Annotated in this window: 20 protein-coding genes and 2 pseudogenes; 7 read left to right on the top strand and 15 right to left on the bottom strand. The window is 55.6% G+C overall.

Annotated elements, in window-relative coordinates:
• Window positions 1-81 precede the first annotated feature (81 nt).
• Window positions 82-492 carry a CBS domain-containing protein gene (locus tag ACSMDR_RS07900; RefSeq protein WP_005901290.1) on the top strand — a complete coding sequence of 137 codons (411 nt, stop codon included), beginning with the start codon at window positions 82-84 and terminating at the stop codon, window positions 490-492.
• Window positions 493-576: 84 nt separating this feature from the next.
• Here ACSMDR_RS07900 and ACSMDR_RS07895 read toward each other — a convergent pair whose 3' ends face one another.
• Window positions 577-1,044 carry an NfeD family protein gene (locus ACSMDR_RS07895; protein ID WP_436467850.1) on the bottom strand — a complete coding sequence of 156 codons (468 nt, stop codon included), beginning with the start codon at window positions 1,042-1,044 and terminating at the stop codon, window positions 577-579.
• Window positions 1,041-1,955, bottom strand: coding sequence for an SPFH domain-containing protein (locus ACSMDR_RS07890; RefSeq protein ID WP_005901292.1), 915 nt, complete (start codon window positions 1,953-1,955; stop codon window positions 1,041-1,043). The genes ACSMDR_RS07895 and ACSMDR_RS07890 overlap by 4 nt, the downstream gene beginning before the upstream one ends.
• 194 nt (window positions 1,956-2,149) lie before the next feature.
• On the opposite strand from ACSMDR_RS07890, the gene cysG reads away from it, so the two are divergent.
• From cysG to cysC, 5 genes and pseudogenes are all read left to right on the top strand, one after another.
• The gene (gene cysG, locus ACSMDR_RS07885; RefSeq protein WP_436467849.1) at window positions 2,150-3,601 is read left to right on the top strand and encodes a siroheme synthase CysG; all 1,452 of its coding nucleotides are present in this window, start codon (window positions 2,150-2,152) and stop codon (window positions 3,599-3,601) included.
• A gap of 61 nt (window positions 3,602-3,662) precedes the next feature.
• Window positions 3,663-4,607: a sulfate adenylyltransferase subunit CysD gene (gene cysD / locus ACSMDR_RS07880; protein ID WP_269077635.1), complete on the top strand. Its 945-nt coding sequence runs from the start codon at window positions 3,663-3,665 to the stop codon at window positions 4,605-4,607.
• Between the two features lie 24 nt (window positions 4,608-4,631).
• Window positions 4,632-6,053, top strand: a complete 1,422-nt coding sequence (cysN, locus tag ACSMDR_RS07875) for a sulfate adenylyltransferase subunit CysN (protein WP_436467848.1) — start codon at window positions 4,632-4,634, stop codon at window positions 6,051-6,053.
• 4 nt (window positions 6,054-6,057) lie between these two features.
• Window positions 6,058-7,782, top strand: coding sequence for an SLC13 family permease (locus tag ACSMDR_RS07870; protein ID WP_436467847.1), 1,725 nt, complete (start codon window positions 6,058-6,060; stop codon window positions 7,780-7,782).
• Window positions 7,783-7,939: 157 nt separating this feature from the next.
• Window positions 7,940-8,471, top strand: a pseudogene (gene cysC, locus ACSMDR_RS07865) (adenylyl-sulfate kinase); the annotation flags it as partial.
• 26 nt (window positions 8,472-8,497) lie between these two features.
• Here cysC and ACSMDR_RS07860 read toward each other — a convergent pair.
• The 12 genes and pseudogenes from ACSMDR_RS07860 to ACSMDR_RS07805 form a co-directional block, all read right to left on the bottom strand.
• Window positions 8,498-9,368 (bottom strand): annotated as a pseudogene (locus ACSMDR_RS07860) (IS30 family transposase); the annotation flags it as partial.
• A 277-nt stretch (window positions 9,369-9,645) separates the two neighbouring features.
• On the bottom strand, window positions 9,646-10,041 hold the full coding sequence (locus ACSMDR_RS07855) for a hypothetical protein (RefSeq protein WP_436467846.1): 396 nt from the start codon (window positions 10,039-10,041) through the stop codon (window positions 9,646-9,648).
• 93 nt (window positions 10,042-10,134) lie between these two features.
• Window positions 10,135-11,049 (bottom strand): hypothetical protein, encoded by a 915-nt coding sequence (locus ACSMDR_RS07850; protein ID WP_436467845.1) that lies wholly within the window; start codon window positions 11,047-11,049, stop codon window positions 10,135-10,137.
• A 338-nt stretch (window positions 11,050-11,387) separates the two neighbouring features.
• Window positions 11,388-13,295 carry a DUF262 domain-containing protein gene (locus tag ACSMDR_RS07845; RefSeq protein WP_436467844.1) on the bottom strand — a complete coding sequence of 636 codons (1,908 nt, stop codon included), beginning with the start codon at window positions 13,293-13,295 and terminating at the stop codon, window positions 11,388-11,390.
• A gap of 516 nt (window positions 13,296-13,811) precedes the next feature.
• Entirely contained in the window at window positions 13,812-14,663 is an 852-nt protein-coding gene (locus tag ACSMDR_RS07840; protein WP_005901307.1) for a TIGR03899 family protein, read from the bottom strand.
• Window positions 14,664-14,841: 178 nt separating this feature from the next.
• Entirely contained in the window at window positions 14,842-15,315 is a 474-nt protein-coding gene (locus ACSMDR_RS07835; protein WP_005901309.1) for a DUF3299 domain-containing protein, read from the bottom strand.
• A gap of 23 nt (window positions 15,316-15,338) precedes the next feature.
• Window positions 15,339-16,586: an ABC transporter permease gene (locus ACSMDR_RS07830; RefSeq protein ID WP_436467843.1), complete on the bottom strand. Its 1,248-nt coding sequence runs from the start codon at window positions 16,584-16,586 to the stop codon at window positions 15,339-15,341.
• A complete protein-coding gene (locus ACSMDR_RS07825; RefSeq protein ID WP_436467842.1) occupies window positions 16,580-17,269 on the bottom strand; it encodes an ABC transporter ATP-binding protein in 690 nt (229 codons plus the stop codon). Before ACSMDR_RS07825 ends, ACSMDR_RS07830 begins: the two co-directional genes overlap by 7 nt.
• Before the next feature lie 4 nt (window positions 17,270-17,273).
• On the bottom strand, window positions 17,274-17,897 hold the full coding sequence (locus tag ACSMDR_RS07820; protein WP_436467841.1) for a DUF2796 domain-containing protein: 624 nt from the start codon (window positions 17,895-17,897) through the stop codon (window positions 17,274-17,276).
• A 39-nt stretch (window positions 17,898-17,936) separates the two neighbouring features.
• On the bottom strand, window positions 17,937-18,221 hold the full coding sequence (locus tag ACSMDR_RS07815) for a hypothetical protein (protein ID WP_005897820.1): 285 nt from the start codon (window positions 18,219-18,221) through the stop codon (window positions 17,937-17,939).
• A 37-nt stretch (window positions 18,222-18,258) separates the two neighbouring features.
• On the bottom strand, window positions 18,259-18,801 hold the full coding sequence (locus tag ACSMDR_RS07810; protein WP_005897822.1) for a YtfJ family protein: 543 nt from the start codon (window positions 18,799-18,801) through the stop codon (window positions 18,259-18,261).
• Between the two features lie 185 nt (window positions 18,802-18,986).
• Window positions 18,987-19,865, bottom strand: a complete 879-nt coding sequence (locus tag ACSMDR_RS07805; RefSeq protein ID WP_436468225.1) for a hypothetical protein — start codon at window positions 19,863-19,865, stop codon at window positions 18,987-18,989.
• A gap of 152 nt (window positions 19,866-20,017) precedes the next feature.
• Between ACSMDR_RS07805 and ACSMDR_RS07800 the strand changes: the two genes are divergently transcribed.
• Entirely contained in the window at window positions 20,018-20,353 is a 336-nt protein-coding gene (locus ACSMDR_RS07800; protein ID WP_040319001.1) for a hypothetical protein, read from the top strand.
• A gap of 144 nt (window positions 20,354-20,497) precedes the next feature.
• Here the strand turns inward: ACSMDR_RS07800 and ppa are convergent, their stop codons facing one another.
• Window positions 20,498-21,028: an inorganic diphosphatase gene (ppa, locus tag ACSMDR_RS07795; protein ID WP_436467840.1), complete on the bottom strand. Its 531-nt coding sequence runs from the start codon at window positions 21,026-21,028 to the stop codon at window positions 20,498-20,500.
• Window positions 21,029-21,200: the final 172 nt, after the last annotated feature.

The following is a 21,200-nucleotide window of genomic DNA, read 5'->3' as shown; positions in this document are numbered from 1 at the left end:
CATAAAAGGGAAGTCTGGACGGTGTTGTCCCAGGCCCCGCCGCCGGGATAGGTATCCCGGCCCCTGGATAAGGAGTCTGCCATGCAGGTTGAAACCATCATGACTAGCCGCGTGGTGACCGTTGAGATGGACGATCGCCTGAGTGTCATCAAGGATATTTTCGAGCAGGCCAAGTTTCGCCATTTGCTGGTCATCGAAGAGGGGAAGCTGATTGGCATCATCTCCGATCGGGATCTGCTCCAGGCGCTGAGTCCCTATCTGGATTCTGCCGCCGAGCAGAGCCGCGATACCGAAACCCTCAATCGCCGCGCTCACCAGATCATGACTCGGGATCCTGTCACCATCTCCTCTCACCAGACCCTGGCCTATGCTGCCCGGCTGATGCTGGACAAGAAGGTATCTTGCCTGCCGGTGCTCGAGCAGGGGCAGCTGGTCGGGATATTGAGCTGGAAGGATCTGCTCAAGGCCGCGCTCGATGGCGGCAGTCTCTAGCGCTATCGCGAATCGCCGAGTGGATGCCAGCCAGCTGGCATCATGACAAAGGGCTCCGTGGAGCCCTTTTTATTGGCTTGTCATTTATCCCGGCGGTAAGGGCAGGGGATCGACCAGCAAGATGTGGGAGTCTGTGCCCACCACCTTGACCCGGCTACCGGCGGCCAGGTTGCTGGCACAGCGCACCGTCCAGACAGTGTCATCCAGATGAACCCGGCTCATCCCCTGGCTGACATCATCAAGCAGCGTCAGCTCCCGGCCCAGATAGCTGTGCATCCGTTCGTTGATGGGGGCCGCCGCATCACGGCTAGATCGGTCGCGAGCGTGTTGCCAACGCCACCAGGCCCAGGTGGTGATCAGGGATTGCAGGGCGAACAGCAGCAATTGCAACTGCCAGCCGAAGGGCCAGATCAGCAGCAGCAGACCCACCTCCAGCGCCGCAATGCCGGTCCAGAGCAGGAAGCCCACCGACCCCAGTACCTCGATGGCGAGCAGCACGAAGCCCAGTCCCAGCCAGTGCCAGTGGGTCAGGCTCACCAGCAGCGCTGTCATTTTTTATCGCCCTTGTTGAACAGCTCGGCCATGCCGGCCACGGAGCCAATCAGGCTGCCCGCTTCCAGCGGCATCATGATGATCTTGCTGTTGGGGCCTTCGCCGATCCGGGCCAGTGCTTCGGTGTATTTCTGGGCCACGAAGTAGTTGATGGCCTGCATGTCCCCCTCGGCGATGGCTTTGGAGACCATGTGAGTCGCCTTGGCTTCGGCCTCGGCGGCCCGCTCCCGTGCCTCTGCGGCGAGGAAGGCGGCCTGACGCTCACCCTCGGCCTTGAGGATCTGGGACTGTTTCTCCCCCTCGGCTTTGAGGATCTTGGATTGACGTACCCCTTCAGCCTCCAGCACCTCGGCCCGTTTCTGGCGCTCGGCCTTCATCTGGGCATTCATGGCTTCGACCAGTGCCAGGGGGGGGCGGACATCCTTGATCTCGATCCGGGTCACCTTGATGCCCCAGGGGGCGGTGGCGGCATCCATGGTGCGCAGCAGCTTCTCGTTGATGGTGTCGCGCTGGGAGAGCATCTCGTCGAGCTCCATGGCACCGAGCACGGTCCGCATGTTGGTCATGGTCAGATTGCGGATGGCGCTGATGAGGTCGTTGACCTCATAGGCTGCCTTGCGGGCGTCGACCACTTGCACGAAGCTGATGGCGTCTATGGTGACGTTGGCGTTATCCCGGGAGATGACCTCCTGGGCGGCGATGTCGAGTACCTGCTCCATCATGATGATCTTGTGCCCCACGCGGTCGACATAGGGGATCAGCAGGTTCAGACCGGGTGACAGGGTGCGGGTATAGCGTCCGAAGCGTTCAACTGTCCAGTTGTAGCCTTGAGGCACTATCTTGATGCCGGCTCCCAGGGTCGCTATCACCAAGAAGACGAAAATCCCTAGGACTATCAGTGACTCATTCATTATCAGCTCCTTATGAAACACAGGCACTAGCCTATGCCTTAGCCTGAAACACCACAAGCTTGGGTTTATTCTGGCTCGCTTAGCGGCAGTTTTTAATTACTAAAACGTCTTAAAAAGCATTTTTTATTATTTTGAGGGATAAGTAAGCCTGCCTATAGTCCCCTGAGTTAAGCAGTTTCAAGGGATGCGTCGAGATGGATTACTTACCTATGTTTGCCCGGTTGGAAGGCCGTCCCGTATTGCTGGTCGGCGGCGGTGAGGTGGCCCTGCGCAAGGCTCGCCTGCTGCTGGCGGCGGGTGCCAGACTGACGCTGGTTTCCCCTGTCCTGGCCTCTGAATTTGATGAACTGGCTGGCCGTTTCAACCATCTGCCAGTGCGGTTTGAGCCAGCCCATCTTGCGGGTCAACTGCTGGTGGTGGCCGCCACCGACGATAACGACGTCAATGCCCTTGTCTATGAGAGCGCGACCGAACTGGGTCTGTTCGTCAACCTGGTCGATGACCCTGCGCGCTCCAGCTTTATCTTCCCCTCCATCATAGACCGCTCCCCCATCATGGTGGCTGTCTCCAGCGGTGGCAAGGCTCCTGTACTGGTGCGCCTCTTGCGCGAGCGGCTCGAAAGCCTGCTGCCTAGGCATCTGGGCGGATTGGCCGAGCTTTCGGGGCGAGTGCGTCATCGCGCCAAAGAGTTGCTGAGTTCGATCTCCGACCGCCGCCGCTTCTGGGAGCGGGCCTTTGCCTCCAATGCCCTGGCTGGCCTCATCGAGAAGCAGGATTGGCAGCGTGCCGAAGCGTGGCTCAATGAGGGGCTGGACAAGGCGCAGCGCGAGCTGGGCGAGGTGGTGCTGGTGGGGGCGGGCCCCGGCGATCCTGGCTTGCTGACCCTCAAGGGGTTGCAGCAGATCCAGCAGGCCGAAGTGGTGCTTTATGACCAGCTGGTCTCCCCCGAAATCCTGGATCTGGTGCGCCGGGATGCCACCCTGATCTCGGTGGGCAAGAAGGCGGGCGATCACAGCGTGCCCCAGGACGAAACCAACCGCCTCTTGGTGCAATACGCCAAGGCGGGCAACCGGGTGGTGCGTCTCAAGGGGGGCGATCCCTTCATGTTTGGTCGCGGCGGTGAGGAGCTGGAGGTGCTGGCAGACGAGGGGATCCCCTTCTCGGTGGTGCCCGGCATCACGGCCGCCGCTGGCGCCACTGCCTATGCGGGCATACCGCTCACCCACCGCGACCATGCCCAGAGCGCCGTCTTCATTACTGGCCACTGCCAGAAAGCGGGCAAGGAGCCTGACTGGCAGCAGCTCGCGGCCACCAACCAGACCCTGGTTATCTACATGGGGCTGATGCGATCCGAACATATCCAGCAGCAGCTGATTGACCATGGCCGCCAGCCGCAGACGCCGATTGCCATCATAGAGCGCGGTACCCAGACCCGGCAGAAGGTATTGACCGGTACCCTGGGGGAGCTGGCCAGCTTGGCCCGGCATGCGGCAAGCCCCTCGCTCATCGTCATTGGCGAGGTGGTGTCACTGCGTGACCGACTCGCCTGGTTTGGCGAGAAAAGTGGCGAGAAAAGCGCAGAGATAAACGATGAGCAAAACGGCGAGCCACGTGGCTGCGACCTGAAGCTGGTCAGCCTGGCCTGACCCACCCGACTTGATTTGCCGGTGAGGCCTGAGCCTTATCGAACTGAACCCGAACCGCGCTCTGACCACGCGCGTTAGCCAGACCAGAGGACCCGACATGGACCGTGAAAGATTGACCCATTTGCAGCAGCTGGAAGCCGAGAGCATCCACATCATCCGCGAGGTGGCTGCCGAATTCGAGAACCCGGTGATGATGTACTCCATCGGCAAGGACTCCTCCGTCATGTTGCACCTGGCCCGCAAGGCCTTCTACCCGGGCAAGATCCCCTTCCCCCTGCTCCATGTGGACACCAACTGGAAGTTCAAGGAGATGATCAAGTTCCGGGACGAAACCGCCGAGAAATACGGGCTGGATCTCATTGTCCACAAGAACCCGGACGGTCTGGCCATGGACATCAACCCCTTCGTGCATGGCAGCGGCAAGCACACCGACATCATGAAGACCGAGGGGCTCAAGCAGGCGCTCAACAAATACGGCTTCGATGCCGCCTTCGGCGGGGCGCGCCGCGACGAGGAGAAGTCCCGGGCCAAGGAGCGGGTCTACTCCTTCCGTGACAAGTCTCACCGCTGGGACCCCAAGAACCAGCGGCCCGAGCTGTGGCGCGTCTACAACAGCCAGGTCAACAAGGGGGAGAGCATCCGGGTGTTCCCGCTCTCCAACTGGACCGAGCTCGACATCTGGCAATACATCTATCTGGAAAACATCGACATAGTGCCGCTCTACTTTGCCGCCATGCGTCCGGTGGTGGAGCGCAGTGGCATCAAGATCATGGTGGATGACGAGCGCATGCCAATCGGCCCGGATGACGAGGTGAAGCAGGAGCTGGTGCGTTTTCGCACCCTGGGTTGCTACCCGCTGACCGGCGCCATCGAATCCAATGCCACCACACTGCCGGAGATCATCGAGGAGATGCTGATCACCACCTCGAGCGAGCGGCAGGGACGGCTGATTGACCACGATCAGGCTGGCTCCATGGAGCAGAAGAAGCGTCAGGGCTATTTCTAAAAAAATGTTCTAAGGAATCGCATCATGAACAACCATATTCAGACCGCCATCAGCGAACAGGGCATTGAAGCCTACCTGCATGCCCAGCAGCACAAGAGCCTGCTGCGTTTTCTCACCTGCGGCAGCGTGGATGACGGCAAGAGCACCCTCATCGGTCGCCTGCTGCACGACTCCCAGCAGATCTATGAAGATCAGCTCAAAGCCTTGGAATCCGACAGCCAGAAGCTGGGCACCACCGGCGAGAAGCTGGATCTGGCGCTGCTGGTGGACGGCCTGCAGGCCGAGCGCGAGCAGGGCATCACTATAGACGTGGCCTACCGCTATTTCTCCACCGCCAAGCGCAAGTTCATCATCTCGGATACCCCGGGTCACGAGCAGTACACCCGCAACATGGCGACCGGTGCCTCCACCTGCGATCTGGCCATCATTCTGATCGATGCCCGCAAGGGTGTGCTGGATCAGACCCGTCGCCACAGCTTTATCGCCAGCCTGCTCGGCATCAAGCAGTTCGTGGTAGCGGTCAACAAGATGGATCTGGTGGAGTTCAGCCAGGAGGTGTTCGATCGCATCTCTGCTGAATACCGCGAATTTGCCAAGAAACTCGCTGTGGATTCTATTCAGCTAGTGCCTGTCTCCGCCCTGGACGGTGACAACGTGGTCAATGCGAGCGACAAGCTGGCCTGGTATCAGGGCGAGACCCTGCTCTCCTTGTTGGAAAATGTGGAGGTCGAGCGCGAGCTGGAGCGTCATCCGGTGCGTCTGCCGGTGCAGTACGTTAACCGCCCCAACCTCGATTTTCGCGGTTTCGCGGGCACCCTGGCCTCCGGCATTCTGCGGGTCGGCGACCGGCTTGCGGTGCTGCCGTCCGGCAAGGAGAGCACTGTGACCCGCATCGTCACCTTCGATGGGGACCTGGAATATGCCCTGCCGGGTCAGGCCATCACTGTGACTTTTGCCGATGAAATCGACATCAGCCGTGGCGACCTGCTGGTGGACGCCGCCCAGCGGCCGCAAGTGACCCAGAACGTGCTGGCGCACATCGTCTGGATGGGGGAGGAGTCCCTGCAACCGGGCCGGGTCTATGACATCAAGCTGGCCACCAAGAAGACCCGTGGTCAGGTGGAGGTCATCCGTCATCGCATCGAGATCAACAAGCTGGACGAGCTGGAGGCGAGCGAACTGCATCTCAACGAGATAGGTCTGTGCGAGCTGAGCCTGACCGACCCGGTGGCGTTCGATCCCTACACGGATATTCGCGACACTGGCAGCTTCATCCTCATTGACCGGCTGACCAACGTCACCGTCGGGGCTGGCATGATAGTGGAAGGGCTGGCCGGCAAGGCGGTCCAGGGCCAGTACAGCGAGTTTGAAGTTGAATTCAATGCACTGGTACGCAAGCACTTCCCGCATTGGCAGGCGCTGACCATCACCAACGGCAAGGAGTAAGTCCATGACCTGGCAACAATCCCTGGTGCTGGGTCTGCTGGCTGCCCTTATCATCCTGTTGATCCAGGGTAAACTCCGTCCGGCGCTGCTCTTCTCGGGCGCCGTGCTCATCACCTATCTGAGCGGGCTGGCGGACATCAACGCCGTGGTGGCGGGTTACACCAACAGCGCCCTGCTGACCCTGGTGCTGCTGCTGCTGGTGTCGCTGGCGGTGGAGAAGACCCGGGTCATGAGCTGGTTCGCCAATCTGGTGGGCACGGGGTCGTTCAACAAGGTGCTGGTAAAGCTGTGGTTTTCTACTGCCTTCCTGTCGGCCTTCGTCAACAACACCGCCGTGGTGGCCTCGATGCTGGGGGCGGTCAAACGCAATCCCAATCATGCCCCCTCCCGGCTGCTGCTGCCCATGTGCTTCGCCGCCACCTTCGGTGGCGTACTGACCCTGATCGGCACCTCCACCAACCTCATCGTCAACAGCTTCCTCATCAAGATGGGGGCCGAGCCCCTTGGCATGTTCGACTTCTTCATGGTGGGGGCGGGGACCCTGCTGACCGGTCTGGCGGCCGTGCTGCTGTTTGCCCGTTATCTGCCGGAGCAGGATACCGAGATGAGCCGGGAATCCGGCTATTTTCTCGAAGCCAAGGTGGGCGCAGGCTCGCCGCTGGCGGGGCGCAGCGTCAAGGAGAACGGGCTGCGCAGTCTCAAAAGCCTCTATCTGGCGGAGATCATTCGCGGCAGTCAGGTGATCTGCCCGGTGCAGCCGGAGCACGAGCTGCACGAGGGGGACATGCTGCTGTTTTGCGGCGACGTGGAGAGCGTCGGCGTGCTGCAAGAGCTCAAGGGACTGGAACTCTATGGCCAGCACCGGCTCAACGGTCAGCATCTGGTGGAGGTGATCGTCAGTCACAGCTCGCGACTGGTGGGGCAATCCATCAAGGATGCCGAGTTTCGCACCCACTTCGATGCGGTGGTGCTGGCGGTACGCCGGGGCGAGACCCAGCTCACCGGCGGCCTCGGCCAGATTGAGCTGCACGCCGGCGATACCCTGCTGCTGGCGCCGGGCCCCAAGTTTGCCAGCAACAAGTCACTCTCCCGGGAGTTTGTGGTGGTGAGCGGACTGGAAGCCTCGACCCGGCTTGATGGCAAGCGCAGCGCCGCCGTGGTGCTGGGCTTTCTCGGGGTGCTGGCGCTGTCGGTGCTGGATCTGGTGCCGCTGTTCAAGGGGCTGCTCATTATGCTGGTAACGCTATTGTTCACTCGCATCCTGACCCTGGACGAGATCCGCCGCCGCTTTCCCCTCGACATCTGGCTGGTGGTGGGCGGCGCACTCGCCATCGCCGATCAGCTGGAGAGCAGTGGTCTGGCCAAGTTGATTGCCGACGCCTTGATGGGGGAGTTCAATGGTGCCAGCCCCATCATCGCCTTTATCGGCATCTACTTCTTCACCCTGGTGCTGACCGAGTTGATGAGCAACAACGCCGCGGCCGCCCTGGCCTTCCCCATGGGTTACCAGCTGGCGCTCAGCATGGATGTCTCGACCATGCCGTTCATCCTGGCGGTGCTGTTTGGTGCCAGCTCCAGCTTTATATTGCCTTATGGCTATCAGACCAATCTGATGGTCTATGCGGCGGGCAACTACAAGATGCCGGACTACCTCAAGCTGGCCCTGCCTGTGTCTCTGGCCTACAGCATTGGGGTGATCATCATGGTGCCCCTGCTGTTTCCGTTTTGATGTGAGATGGCGGGTGATAAAGGCGGGAGCGATGCAAGAGGTTGAGATGCGCAGCAGTGGGCAGCGGCAAGCCCCGTCTATTGATGGGCAGAAGCTTGGTTGCGGAAGTCAGAAGAGTTTCAGCGTGGCAGCGTCAATGCCAAACAAGGAGTTTTAGATGAGCAATATCGTGTGGCACGACCATGCCGTCAGCAAACAGAGCCGTTCTGAATTGAAGGGGCAAAAGCCGCAGGTGATCTGGTTTACCGGGCTCTCCGGGGCGGGTAAGTCCACCCTGGCGGGGGCCCTGGAGCAGGCGCTGGCTGCGGAAGGCAAGCATACCTATCTGCTCGATGGCGACAATGTGCGCCACGGCCTCTGTGGCGATCTTGGCTTCGATGATGCCGCCAGACAGGAGAATATCCGCCGGGTCGGCGAGGTGGCAAAACTCATGGTGGATGCGGGCCTTATCGTGCTCACCGCCTTTATCTCGCCGTTCCGTGCCGAACGGGATCTGGTGCGTAGCCTCCTGGGGGCGGACGAGTTTGTCGAGGTGTTTGTGGATGCCCCCCTTAGCGTGTGCGAAGAGCGCGACCCCAAGGGGCTCTACAAAAAGGCGCGGGCAGGGGAGATCCGCAACTTCACCGGCATAGACTTTACCCGGCAAGCCGGTGGAAGCGCTGGTGGATGAGTTGCTTACTGCTCTAAGGCTACAACGTAGGCCGACAGTTATAACCGATATCTGCAGCAATTCCCGGGCTGCTTTCAAATCCATGTGGCTGTTTAAATCTTTGCGTGGCCTGAAGTTCAGCCGGCAAGCCGCTGTCACCACACTCAAATCACTGCCTTTGAAGCGCTGGTGGATGACTGTATGGATGCGCAAAGTACACCTGCGCTTCCAGCTCTGCTGCAACACGTTCATGTTCGAGGTCAGCTGTGATGGTATGGACATGTGCCTGGTAGGGTTTCAGCATGCTGATAATGGTGTCCGCCACCGCGCTGGCTGTTTTGCTGGGAACGTATTGAACCAGGTAGAGCCGGCTCTTACGCTCCAACAGACTCACTATTGCACCGCTGCCTTGCTTACCCAACACGGTATCGACTTCCCAATCTCCCACACGGCTCCGCTCATTGACTATCGCAGGGCGTTCATCAATCGATACCGGATTGGGAATGACACTGCGTTTGCTGTTCTTACCCTTGCGATAGCGTTTGTGACCCTGACGCAGATGCCGGTATAGCGTGCCACCGTTGGCCTTGTCGCGTGCCACATAGCGGTATATCCACTCGTGGCTAACCGGGCAGTTAATCATGTCTCCAACGCCACTGATTTGCTCGGGACTCCAGTCCGCGACCAGCGCCATGCAAACAAAGTCGATGGTATCAGACGGGACAGTACGCTTCTGACTCGTCAGCCGTCGTGCCGTGGCAAGTTGGTGAGCCTGCTGCGGCTGATAGGCCTGCCCAGCACAATTACGACGAAGCTCACGACTGATAGTCGATGGATGAACCCCGAGCTGTTTGGCAATGCGGGCCTGTGACAGGCCATGGTCACGGAGGCAGGCAATCTGGTATCGTAGCCCCTCGGTCAACTGCTGGTATTTCATGGTGTATCGCTTTGTTTCTTTGGCGAGAAGAAGCGTACCCTAACTGGTAGTTGACCGCCTCTCTCCTATGCACCATGGGCATTGCACTTATTATCTGAATTCACGACCCCTTTGTTTATATAGTCAACTATTTCTATTAATTTTCGCTATTTCCTACTAAAAGAGGGGGCGTTAAGTTGTGCTCTGAAAGTTTGGCTTGTTCAATTAGGTTGTCATATATAAAAATCAATTACTTTCAAATCGGTTACTAAAGGGGGTGACTGTTGGCTATTTTTAGCTACCTTAAAACGCGGATTTCAGGCGCTATGCATAATTGAAACATGCAGGATAAATCATTCTCATATAATTCGTCATTTTCCATATTCCGTCCAACCAAACTAATTGGCTCATTAGTATATAGAATCCAATAGAACTGAGGTTTATCACCATCATCTATTGAACTGTAATTTGGTGGGCCTGGATAAACCTCCTCCCGTACCTTCCCGTATAGAGTTACAAATTGTCCATCTAATAACTCTTTAGGAGAGCTTTCATTTTTATCAAACATAGAGTTTTTTGATCTAAATACCCGCTGCCTGATATTATGAGATAAAAGAATACCAAAGATAGAAATAAGAGTTGAGATTATAACTCCGATCCCTTGCCAAGTGGCGCTAGATAAAAAATCTACCAAAATTACTCCTAAGCTTAGCCCACCATTTATTAACGTGTGAGTAACATATCACCATACCTAACTATGATACTATCAGTAAAATATATAGTTATATCACCAAGCATCAGGGTTTTCACAGCGAGGACAGACGTTAACTAAATTTTCGTCCCAGTAAGACATATCTTCGTTAGCCCAAGGTAAGCCGCAAATATCACAATTAACTTCAATTTTACCTGACTCTTCATTACCACAAAAAGTACATTTATATCCAGTTGGTGATTCAGCATTAGGTATAATTGTTTCATTATTACACTGTTCACGATAATATTCATTCCATTCAATGAAATATTGATGCTTAGGCCTTGTTCCTCTAAAGAGTGCCTCTTTAGCTTCACGAATTTCAATGTGAGCCTCTGCGAGTGAATGGTCGTATTCATCTGCTAATGTTTTGAAGGTTTCATAGCAATGTTTGCCAACTTCTTTTTCTAAATCGAATAGTGAAAATATGTCAGAAAATTCATTTACCCCACGAACTAAGCGACCAATGCATAAGCGGACCTCTTTAACCGTGAATTCAAAGTGAAAATGTTCAATAGCATTTCTAATTTCTTTCATCCAATCGATGTCATCAATAAAGCCTTGATCTACAAACTTATTGCCTGTTATTCCACAAACTTCATTTTTTGCTATGGCTAAAACATCACTAACGTTAACAGTAAACGGATTGTAATGTCCCGCCACAACAGCCTTAAAGTCAAATCCTTCATCTTTTAGCTCATGGTATGCAGCCAGAAGGTCAATTTTCTTTTCAGATGCTCTTTGCTTAACTTTTTTATAGCACTTAGAGAAAACCAAGCTCTCATCAAGGCTTTGAAGATACATTTTTAGCACAAGCTCGATGGCATGTGACAAATGTAATATTGCGAATTTATACGCCTTTTGATCACCCTCTTGTGCTGTTTCTAACTTAGCCAAGGCTTCATTAAAGCTATCAATAGCATTCGACTTTATGTCTAGGTTTATTTTCATTGTTTAACCTTAGCAAAATAAATTAAATGGTAATATTTTTAGGGGCTGAACTAAGTGACCAATATGGCAAGTTAAATAAATGGTTATCTCGTATGTTAGGCTAAATATGGTAGGTTGGTGCTGAGCTAAGTGAAGTCCAACCTTTACCGCGAAACGTATCTGAAAATTTGTGCTGCCGATTAGACAAAATCCATATTTGTCCCGCTCTGGTTGACATGATAATGCTCGTCTGTATGGGCTTCGCTAAATAAATATGGGGCAGTCACTATTTGGGTATCACCATTTTTGTTCTATGGACCACTACGCGGCGCTCAGAATGGTGAGTGCCCCTAATTTTATTAAAGCTCAATATTATCTACGTGTAATAATCTGATTTTAAATTTGGAATCACCAAGAATTATATTCCATCGGTGTTCCATAAATCTAAGTAGCTCTAATCCTCGCTCTAAGATTTTATTCGGTGTCCAGTCTGTATTTTGAGCAACCTCATTCTCGGAAACAGATCCGTTGTAATAACCAACACCTGTTCCGTTATTAACCTTTTGAGGAAAACTATCATTTTGTAATGCCGAGTTTTTGGAGCGAGAAAGAGGTAACAGATTGCCTAAAGAGTGGGTTAAATAGCGCCGTTTCTGCTCATTAAGGTGATCGAAACGCTCACGCCAATAGGCATCGTCAGGAGTTTGTGGAAAGATATGCTCCAAAGTCACATGATCTTTTTTACTGGTTTTAAGTGCATCCCAAGTGAGTTTACTGGCTGCCTGTTTACCTTTCTCCTTGAGCCAGTACTCATATTCATATAGAAAGTAACGAATACCATCCCAGTGGTAAAATCCGTTCCTGTCCAACTCGTACTTCTCCTCAATGTGAGCTAGAAATTTCTCTGAATCATAGTAGCGATTAATCCAAGAATTTATGGACTCAACTACCTCTTTAATCGATCTAACTCCAGTTAATAAATCCCGCGACATACTAAAGAACTCTGTGTCACCGGTATTAGCACGGCGCTGGCTTAGATTGAATAATGTAAAATTATAGCGTTCAGCCGCGGCCAGCAGCTTACTAATCATTTCGGGATCTTGCTTGGAGACAAATGCCGACAAGATTAGAGGCTTAAAACATCTAAAGCTCAAACGCTCCAAGCGATCTAGCCACAGTTTCTGAGAGTCGTTAAGCTGGTTGCCTTGCGTATAATATGGATTATGCATAAAGAACCAGTAGACAACAGACTGCTGAAGACTTTTCACATAGTCAGAGATCTCTTCAATCTTAAGTTCATCTTCTACTTTTTTGGAATGAGTAATGTTTCGTGCATTAAACTTCTCATCCAGTAGAAAATTGATGTAGTCATCCCCTTTTTTGCGAGTATATTTGAAAAATATTGTCCAATGGTTACGTAAAAAGAGGTTGTCACTGAGGGGAATGTCGGGGTTTTGCCCTAGGTACTCATACATGGTTCTCCATGCATCATTAATATTAGTTCTTAGTTGCTCCCGTCCCTCATTGTCTTTAAACAATGTAGAAAGATAGATTAATCTATTCTTAAGCAACTCCAAACTGGTCAGTGGCTTACCTCGATTATTCATTGTTTCGAAAGTCACAAAAACATCAATCTCTTCATCAATTTCGTACAGATTAAATTTAAGTTTCTGCGTTAATTTCTTATAAATTATGGCTATCTCATCAATTGGCATTACAGCTAACCGCTCCATAAAGTAGCTTTTAGCAAAGCTGAGATTGCGCGTATAAAGTGTTTCCACAAACTGATTTGAGCTGGAATACTCACCAAAGATCTTGGTTTTCATGTATTCATCGCTGGGATTATCTTTCTCATACCCAAAAATGAAACTCTGCTGCAATTTATTGTCCGCTTCAAAAAATATGAACTGCTTACGAATAGAAGCAATAGATTGATAGTTCAGCTCCTCACCATTATCGACTGATTCTAAGATCGCTTGCAAAAGGATCATTGACGTGGTTAAACGCTGCTGACCATCCACTACATAAAATGGGCGAAACCCAACACCTTCGATTAGCCATAGATCTTTTTCCCAGCGCTGATATAAATGGGACTTCACTGGTTCAAGAGTGATTACACCAGTATAGTGAATCCGATCAGCTTCTAGCTGAAGTATATCTTCCCAAAAATATTCAACTTGGTGCGCCTTCCATGCATATCCACGCTGATAATCAGGAATACGCAATAACCGCCGCTCTAAAATATCGCTAAGGCTATTCAATTTCATACTTAAATTTCCATTTGTCTCGTATGCTGGGCTAAAAATAGTAGGTTGGTGCTGAACGTAGTGAAGCCCAACGTTTACCGAGAAACGTATCTGAAATTTTTTACCGATCGACCCAATCCATGTTTATCCCGCTCTGGTTGACGTAATAATGCTCAACTGTTGGGCTTCGCTACGCTCTGCGCCAACCTAAAAAAACCACGCTACCGCCCCTGAATTCCAGCCTCCAGTCTGCTGCTTTTACCAATGGCTTTGCTCTGGTCTGGCTCATGGCTGACTCCGACGAGAGGGGGTTCTGATGGTCATGTTACCGAACGGAGCTGGTTAGGGAAGCAGGAGGTGATAGCTTTCTGAGCAAGATCAAGAAAGTAATCCATAACGGGGTGGTGATGGGGCATCTCAACACTGAACGTGCATCAGAGCAGGGGGGAGATCAAAAGGTGACATCGGGGTCGTCGCCATGTTGAGCACAGCCACAGCAAGCGGCGAGGCGCTGGTCGAGATCTTAAGAAGGGGCCATCAGACCCCTTCGTTTTCCTGGGCCGGGGCTGTGGTGACGCTCACCTCCATGGTGAGCCCCTGACCGAGCACGGTTTTCAGATCCTGCAGGTACTCCTCCAGTGGTGACTCCTGTAACAGCTGGGCGAGTTCATTGCCCACAGGCGTGAGGCGGTAGTAGAGCAGGGTGATGTTGGCCTGCTTGCGTTGCAGGCGCCACTGCTGGTTGCCAAACGCCAGTTCCACCCCGTCGGCGGGCAGGGGGCCGGATTCCAGTTCGCCCCTGTGCAGCAAACCCAGCTCGAACAGCTGCAAAAGGGCGCCATATGGGAGCCGGTATTTGCCAAGGCCAAGGCGGGTCACCTTGGCGCGGGTGAGCAGGCTGGCGCCCTTGTGCAGGCCCAGCAGCAGACGCTGCTCATCGCTGCCCGCATAGTGGCAGGAGAGCGCGCAGACTCGCTGAAACAGCATGGCTTCGCGCTGGGTCATCTCCTTGAGGGTGGCCAGGGCACGTATTGAAAAGCGGCCGGGAGTGGCGACCTCGATGGCGAAGATGCGGCCCCACAACTGCTGCATGGGCACCATGCTGATGTCCTCGGCCAGTTGCAGGAAACGGGTCAGCCAGTCGCTGTCCATCTCGCCGCCAGCGGCGGTCTCTTCGCAGTGGCGTGACGCCATCACCATGATGGCTTCCAGATTGCGCTGGCGCGCCGCCTGATCCGCGAGTTGGCGAAAACTGGCCCTCTGCTCGAAGGTGCTGTCTGTGTTGCGGGTCAGCATGCCGTCTATGCCCCGGCTGCGGGCCAGGCGCAGGGTCTGCTCCTGGCTGCTGAGGATGGCACTCTCTTTCTTGGGTGGGGGCAGATCGGCCATGGCGGCTCCATGCACTAGGGGACTGGGGTCAGATGTTACTCTAGTTGGCCCGACCGGTAATACCCCCGTGCGACAGGTTGGGACTCAGTTAGCAAAACGGCCCCGGAGGGGCCGCGTTGGTGACTATTGGTTGATGGTGATGGTCGAGGGTTCACGTCTCGACAGCATATCCCCGGGATTACTCTTCGTAGACGGCGACCTCGACCGCCTCCATGCTGTAGCCGGTGTTAGCCATATCCTGGCTGGTGCTCACCGTCTTGATCTTGCCCTTGACCCAGATGGCATCCCAGAGGTCATCCACGGGGGCGCCTTTGGGGTAGCTGACATAGACCACCTGGTTGGTGGGCGGGGGGGGCACATGAATACAGGCGCCAAAATAGGGCACCAGCAGGAAGGCGGTGACCTTCTTGGCATCCCCTTCCAGTGGCACCACGAAGCCGGGCAGGCGGATCTCCTGGCCGTCCAGTGCCTGGTTGACCTCCCCGACGGGCTGCGGCACCGAGCTCATGTCGCCATCATGAGGCACCGGAGGCGGTGGCAACACGCTTTGGCCCGGCGGCAGCAGGGCATCCCAATCCAGGGTCTTGAATGGTTCGGCGGCCTGGGCTGGCAACACCAGCAGGCTTGCCAACATGACCATGAGTCTCAACATCATCTTCTGTCCTTCTCGATTCTTCACACGCGAATGCTCATGCCGTCGCTCAGGCTGTAGCGATAGGCACGGGCGGCAGGCAGCAGGCCTATGACCACCCCCGCCAGCCAGACCAGCCCCAGCAGTTGCCATTCGTAGGCGCTCGGCAGTGCCAGGCCAAGTTGCAGGCCATAGTGGCTGAGCAGCCAGGGCGAGGCAAGCCCCTGGCCCAGATAGAGGGCGGCGACGCCAAGCACTATGCCCAGGCTGGTCAGGGCCATGGCCTCCATGGTCAGCAGGGTGAACAGGTGCCCCGGGCCTGCGCCAAGGGACCTCAGTATGGCGAGCTCGCGGCGCCGTTCGTTGAGCCCGGCCAGCAAGGTAGTGAGCATGCCGATGAGACCGGCAACCACCACGAAGGCGGCGATGACGGAGAGCGCCGTCTCGGCCACGCTCATCATGGCCCACAACTCCTGCAGGGCGGCCCCGGGCAGGATTGCCATCAGCGGCTCGCCCGGGTAGGTGTTGATGGCACGCTGCAGCTGGAATGCCAGGATGCGGTTGCTCAACCCCACCATGAAGGCGGTGATGGTCTTGGGGGTGAGATCCCGCTCCAGCGCCTGATCGGCGGTGACATTCTTGCTGTGGCGACCTGTGTCCCAGCCCTGATGGATCGCCTCTATGCCCGCCAGCGGCACATGCACGGTGCGATCGATGGGGGTGCCCGTCGGCGCCAGTATACCCACGACGGTGAAGGGCAGGTTGTCATGCTGGCTGAACGAGGTATTGCCGGCGCCATGGGCGATGACGATGGACTGGCCTATGTGGTAGCCGAGCTTGGCCGCCACCTGGGCGCCGAGCACTGCCTCGAACGGTGTCTGGAAGGGACGCCCCTCCCGCATCGCCAGGGCTTGTTGGCGACCGTATTTGAGGTGCGTGAAGTAGTCGCCATTGGTGCCCAATACTCGGAAACCCTTGTGTGAGTCGCCGAGGGAGAGGGGGATGGTCCAGGCGATGCCGGGCTTATCCTTGATGGATTGGTAGGAATCCCAGCCGACATTATTGGTGGGATTGCCGATACGAAACACGGAGTAGAGCAGCAGGTTCACCTGACCGGAGCGGGCGCCGACGATGAGATCCGTACCCGAAACGGTATTGGCGAAGCTGTCGCGTGCCTGCATCCGCACCCGTTCTACTCCAAGCAGCAAGGTGACGCTGATGGCGACTGCCAGCAGGGTGAGGCCGGCGGTGAGACGGCGGGCCCAGAGACTTTGCAGGGCAAGTTTCAGCATGTGGACCTCAGGTTCAGTGTTTGCAGGTTTTCAACCCGGGGGAACAGGGGCTCGAGATGGGGATCATGGCTGACGAAGATGAGGGTACTGCCCTGCTTGTCGCACTCCTCGAATAACAGGCGGATGAAGGCGGCCCTGTTGTCGGTATCGAGCGCCGAGGTGGGTTCGTCGGCGATCACCAGCTGGGGTGAGCCGATGAGGGCGCGGGCGGCGGCAACCCGTTGCTGCTGGCCGATGCTCAGGGCATGGACAGGCCGCATCAGGGCATCGCCGGGCAGTTGCAGTTCACCGAGCAGGCGACGAGCCTCTTGTTCGGGCGAACCCTGGAGTCTGGCGCGCTTTTGTGGCGCGAAAGTGAGTGCTGTGGTGACATTGTCCAGCACGCTCAAAAATGGCAACAAGTTGAATTGTTGGAAGATATAACCCAAATGGTCGGCGCGGAAGCGATCCCGCGCCCGACCTGAGAGCTGGGCCAATGGCTGGCCCAGCACCTCGAGTTTGCCCCGGTTGGCTATCTGGATCCCCGCCAGCAGGCCAAGCAGGGTCGATTTTCCCGAACCTGAGGGGCCCTTGATGAAGACACGTTCCCCCTGTTCTATCCGCAGAGAGGGCAGTTCGAGTACGGCATCCTGACCAGGCCAGGCGAATGCGAGATCCTGGATCTCAACCACGGCAGTCGTCATGGGATCACCAGTTCACTGTGTTGGCGGTGGGGGTCAGCTCGGCGGCGGTCTGGCCGCTGGGCAATATGCCCTGTACCGTCAGCTTGCTGAGGCTGGGATATACCGAGAACAGCTTGGCGGTCAGGCCGCTGAGTTGATCCGGGGCTGTGCAGTTGTAGGTATACATGGCGCCGAGATCGGCATGTTCATGCTGTTCATGGGCAGCGTCATGGTCGTGACCCTCATGCTCTTCGTGGGCTGCATCATGGTCGTGACCCTCATGCTCTTCGTGGGCGGCATCATGATCATGACCTTCATGGGCCTCTTCCGGCTGGGGGGCCTTGATCTCCTGATGTGCCAGCTGGCACGCGGCTGCCGGGGCTATCCCAAACAGGGTCTCCGGCTGCTTGAGCTGGGCGAGGGCCTTGGCATATTGCGCCTTCTCCTCGGCCGTCGTGGCGGCGTGCTCAAAACCGATCAGATCGGCGGCCGGGGCCTGCAGCTCAATCATCAGCTGATTGCCATCGACGACAAAGTTGAGCAGGCCGTGGCCATGTTCATGAGCGCCATGGCTATGGCTCTCGCCATGTTCATGATTGGCTTGAACGCCAAAGGTGGCCGCAGCCAGTAACAGGGTGACAGCTTTCATCATTCATCCTTTAAAACAATAAAATAAGAGGGTTATGGCTCAAGAGAAAAAGGATGAGGGCGGGCCGCGAATGGGCTGGGTTGTCGCCGAGGGCAGGCAGGGGTTGATAATGGCGGGGGGAGCGTTCTCGGGGATGGAGCGCGATGGGATGGCGGCGAGCGGGCTGGCGGGTATGGCCAGCTTGCCATCCAGATGCAGGGCGCAGATCAGGCAGTGATGACTGTGACTCGGCAGCTCGGCTTCCAGCTGATGCTGGGCAAGGGCGGGTTGTAGCCACAACCAGCCAAGCAGCAGTATCCAGACTCTAACGGTGACGCGACCCATATACCCTTGATAAGGGGCCCGCGGGGCCCCGTCTGATTTAGAGATGGGACTTGATAAGCTCCATCACTTTGGTGATCTCATTGGCAGCGAGCTGGCCATCTTTGGCAAACAGCACCTTGCCCTCTTTATCCAGCAGCACGATGGCCGAGCTCTCCGGTGTCAGCTCCCAGGCATTGCGAGCCATGCCCTTGCTATCTAACACCATGGCTGACCAGGGGAACTCTTTCTTGCTGTCCTCGGCACTGCTCTTCACAAAGCCGGAGGTGCCCCAGATGGCATCATTGCTATTGATGATGGTCACCGTCTGGTAGCTGCCATGGGGCAGCTTGGCCTTTTTGATCGCCTCTATCATGGGGGCGTTCAGCTCCTTGGCGCTGGAACGACCCGCGATATGCTGGATCAGGAACACCTTGCCTGCCAGCTGCTTGCTCTGCCAGGGCCGATAGGCGATATCCTGGCCGTTGATCATCAGTTCACCCTGGTCGGCGATCTGCACCAAGGGAACCGGGGCCGCCTCTTTGAGGTTATGAGCCAGGGCAAGGGTCGGCAGCAGCGCCAGAGTAAGCACGAGATGTTTCATCCGAATGACACTCCTTTGTTATGTTATAACGATTTGATGGCTGAGGAAATGGGTACTCCTCATCCTAAACTGATCGGATCTGTTTAAAAAGTGTTAAATAATCGAAGGGTTAGCGCTGAGACCCCTTGGAATGCACCGGCACCATGATAGCGGCGGGATCCGTCCAGACTGGTTGGATCTCTTGTTCAGTAGAGGGGTTCGCTGATGAGAGGAATGTGCGCCATCGCCATCTGCTGCACCATCAGGGGGGAGCCGGTGAGCAGCACATGCTTCTGGTTGTCTATGACCACAACGTCCCCTGGCAGGCCGCTATCTGCCGTGATGGCGAGCCACGCGGGGGAGACACTGCCGATGCTGGTGTCTGGATAGATGATGCTGAGCATGAACTGGGGGGCCAGCTCGGTGAGCAGAGTGGCCATCAACAGTGCCTTCTCATCGCTGTCGGCCTTGTTGTCCTTGAGTGCCTGCAGGGGGGGATTGAAGTGATCCATCTGTTCTGATGGGCTGGGGATGACGTTGAGCCACTCCTGAATGAGTTTGACCGAGGCGGCAAGATCCGGTGCGGAAAACTGGCTGGCAAGGGGTTTGAGCGAATCCTTGAAGTGGTAAAACAATTGGGAGTAGTTGGGCCTCACGCAGGGCAGTTTGACGTTGGCGGGATGAACGCAGGGCAACACCATCATCTTCTCGAAAGCGTCTTCCTGATACTGTTCATAGGCTTGCCAGAACTCCCGTGATTCCGGGCTGTTATCCCTGGTGGTAAAGGCTTGTTCCAGGCTGAGAAACTTGGTGGCCGTGCTGGGGCTATTCTGGTTGATTTGACTGAGGCTGTTGTAGAGCCTGGGGCTGATATAGGCGTACAGGGTTTCTATGGGGTGATTGAGAGAGGCATCGAGCAGCACCCTCTCATGCTGGCTTTTTGCCAGGGTCTTGTCATCGGTTTGCAGCTGGAAATGTTGCTGCTTGCCGTCGGCGGATTGCCACTGCCAGTCGAGTTTGACCTCTCCCGCTTGCAGCGAGCCGGCCAACATCATGCACGGTACCAGCTTTGATATGGATTTCATCATGATGTGCCCCGTCGGTTGACCCTGATTAACAACTAGGTGACTTGATACGTTTTTGAGGTATGTTCGGGGAAGTTTTAGGATGAGATTTTGCTAACAGATTGATTGGGTTTTAAATTTAATTGCGAAAATAAGTCACAAGGGAAACAGTCATGAACCGATTATGGGGATTGTTATGGTTGTGCAGCCTGCCGCTCTGGGCCGGTCAGATAATCATCACCAAGGGCGATCAGAAGATAGATGCGTTTGCCTTGCGCGATCAGCTGGCTCGGGAGCACGAGTGGCAGGAGTGGTTGCGCTATCAGGAGGCCTTGAAGTGGCTGGAAGTATTGCCGGTCAATTGCGAGCTATCTCGTCAGCACGGCGGCGCTTATCGTTGTGGAGATGACTACTATCGCGCTTATCGTCAGAACGGACGTGACCTCTATATCAAGGGCGATCCGCAAGATGGGGGGTCGGGGGCCCCCAGGGGGAGCAAGGCGCCTTGAGTCGATGAATCGCAGCGGTGGGTCACTCGTCAGAGACGGCCATCAACACAGTGAAGACGAATGGTTCGCGTGCTGGGAAATAGTGCAAAATAAAAAGGCGCCCGGTAGGCGCCTTTTTCGTCGTTCAGCGGCGTTATACGCGGCTTATTTGGCAGCGTAACGCTCGGCAGAGGTCATGATCTCTACTTCGGCGGCAGCCTTGTCGCCCCAACCTTCAACCTTGACCCATTTACCGGCTTCCAGCTCTTTGTAGCGCTCGAAGAAGTGCTGGATCTGGGCTTTCAGCAGCTCGGGCAGGTCGTTCACATCTTTGATGTGATCGTACTGCTTGGTCAGCTTGGAGTGCGGAACGGCGACAATTTTGGCATCTTCGCCAGATTCGTCGGTCATCTTCAGCACGCCAACCGGGCGGCAGCGGATCACGGAGCCAGCCAGCAGCGGGTAAGGGGTCGGAACCAGCACGTCGACCGGATCCCCATCCAGGGACAAGGTGGCGTTCACGTAGCCGTAGTTGCACGGGTAGAACATGGGGGTGGACATGAAGCGGTCAACGAAGATGGCACCGCTGTCCTTGTCGACTTCGTATTTGATCGGATCGGCGTTCTGGGGGATCTCGATGACAACATAGATATCTTCGGGCAGGCTCTTGCCGGCCGGTACCAGGTTCAGGCTCATGAGGGTTCCTTCAATGATATTCGAGTCAAGTTTTCAGGCCGATATTATAGCGATGTCCCGTCAAATGACCATATATGCGCGCCATTGCGGCCAGTTTGAGCGTATTCCTCGGCCATAACCCCCTGACAGGGAGTTGCTAAGCGCGAATTTTGCCGCCAGCATCGCCGTTTTT

Source organism: Aeromonas molluscorum, assembly GCF_051376105.1.
Lineage (GTDB): Bacteria > Pseudomonadota > Gammaproteobacteria > Enterobacterales > Aeromonadaceae > Aeromonas > Aeromonas molluscorum.
This window is presented reverse-complemented; position numbering and strand designations above follow the sequence as displayed.

Excerpts from the sequence above, each read along its gene's own strand:
- ACSMDR_RS07900 (WP_005901290.1), top strand. The coding sequence starts at position 82 with ATGCAGGTTGAAACCATCATGACTAGCCGCGTGGTGACCGTTGAGATG.
- ACSMDR_RS07895 (WP_436467850.1), bottom strand. The coding sequence starts at position 1,044 with ATGACAGCGCTGCTGGTGAGCCTGACCCACTGGCACTGGCTGGGACTG.
- ACSMDR_RS07890 (WP_005901292.1), bottom strand. The coding sequence starts at position 1,955 with ATGAATGAGTCACTGATAGTCCTAGGGATTTTCGTCTTCTTGGTGATA.
- cysG (WP_436467849.1), top strand. The coding sequence starts at position 2,150 with ATGGATTACTTACCTATGTTTGCCCGGTTGGAAGGCCGTCCCGTATTG.
- cysN (WP_436467848.1), top strand. The coding sequence starts at position 4,632 with ATGAACAACCATATTCAGACCGCCATCAGCGAACAGGGCATTGAAGCC.
- ACSMDR_RS07870 (WP_436467847.1), top strand. The coding sequence starts at position 6,058 with ATGACCTGGCAACAATCCCTGGTGCTGGGTCTGCTGGCTGCCCTTATC.
- ACSMDR_RS07850 (WP_436467845.1), bottom strand. The coding sequence starts at position 11,049 with ATGAAAATAAACCTAGACATAAAGTCGAATGCTATTGATAGCTTTAAT.
- ACSMDR_RS07845 (WP_436467844.1), bottom strand. The coding sequence starts at position 13,295 with ATGAAATTGAATAGCCTTAGCGATATTTTAGAGCGGCGGTTATTGCGT.
- ACSMDR_RS07840 (WP_005901307.1), bottom strand. The coding sequence starts at position 14,663 with ATGGCCGATCTGCCCCCACCCAAGAAAGAGAGTGCCATCCTCAGCAGC.
- ACSMDR_RS07835 (WP_005901309.1), bottom strand. The coding sequence starts at position 15,315 with ATGTTGAGACTCATGGTCATGTTGGCAAGCCTGCTGGTGTTGCCAGCC.
- ACSMDR_RS07830 (WP_436467843.1), bottom strand. The coding sequence starts at position 16,586 with ATGCTGAAACTTGCCCTGCAAAGTCTCTGGGCCCGCCGTCTCACCGCC.
- ACSMDR_RS07825 (WP_436467842.1), bottom strand. The coding sequence starts at position 17,269 with ATGACGACTGCCGTGGTTGAGATCCAGGATCTCGCATTCGCCTGGCCT.
- ACSMDR_RS07820 (WP_436467841.1), bottom strand. The coding sequence starts at position 17,897 with ATGAAAGCTGTCACCCTGTTACTGGCTGCGGCCACCTTTGGCGTTCAA.
- ACSMDR_RS07815 (WP_005897820.1), bottom strand. The coding sequence starts at position 18,221 with ATGGGTCGCGTCACCGTTAGAGTCTGGATACTGCTGCTTGGCTGGTTG.
- ACSMDR_RS07810 (WP_005897822.1), bottom strand. The coding sequence starts at position 18,801 with ATGAAACATCTCGTGCTTACTCTGGCGCTGCTGCCGACCCTTGCCCTG.
- ACSMDR_RS07805 (WP_436468225.1), bottom strand. The coding sequence starts at position 19,865 with ATGAAATCCATATCAAAGCTGGTACCGTGCATGATGTTGGCCGGCTCG.
- ACSMDR_RS07800 (WP_040319001.1), top strand. The coding sequence starts at position 20,018 with ATGAACCGATTATGGGGATTGTTATGGTTGTGCAGCCTGCCGCTCTGG.
- ppa (WP_436467840.1), bottom strand. The coding sequence starts at position 21,028 with ATGAGCCTGAACCTGGTACCGGCCGGCAAGAGCCTGCCCGAAGATATC.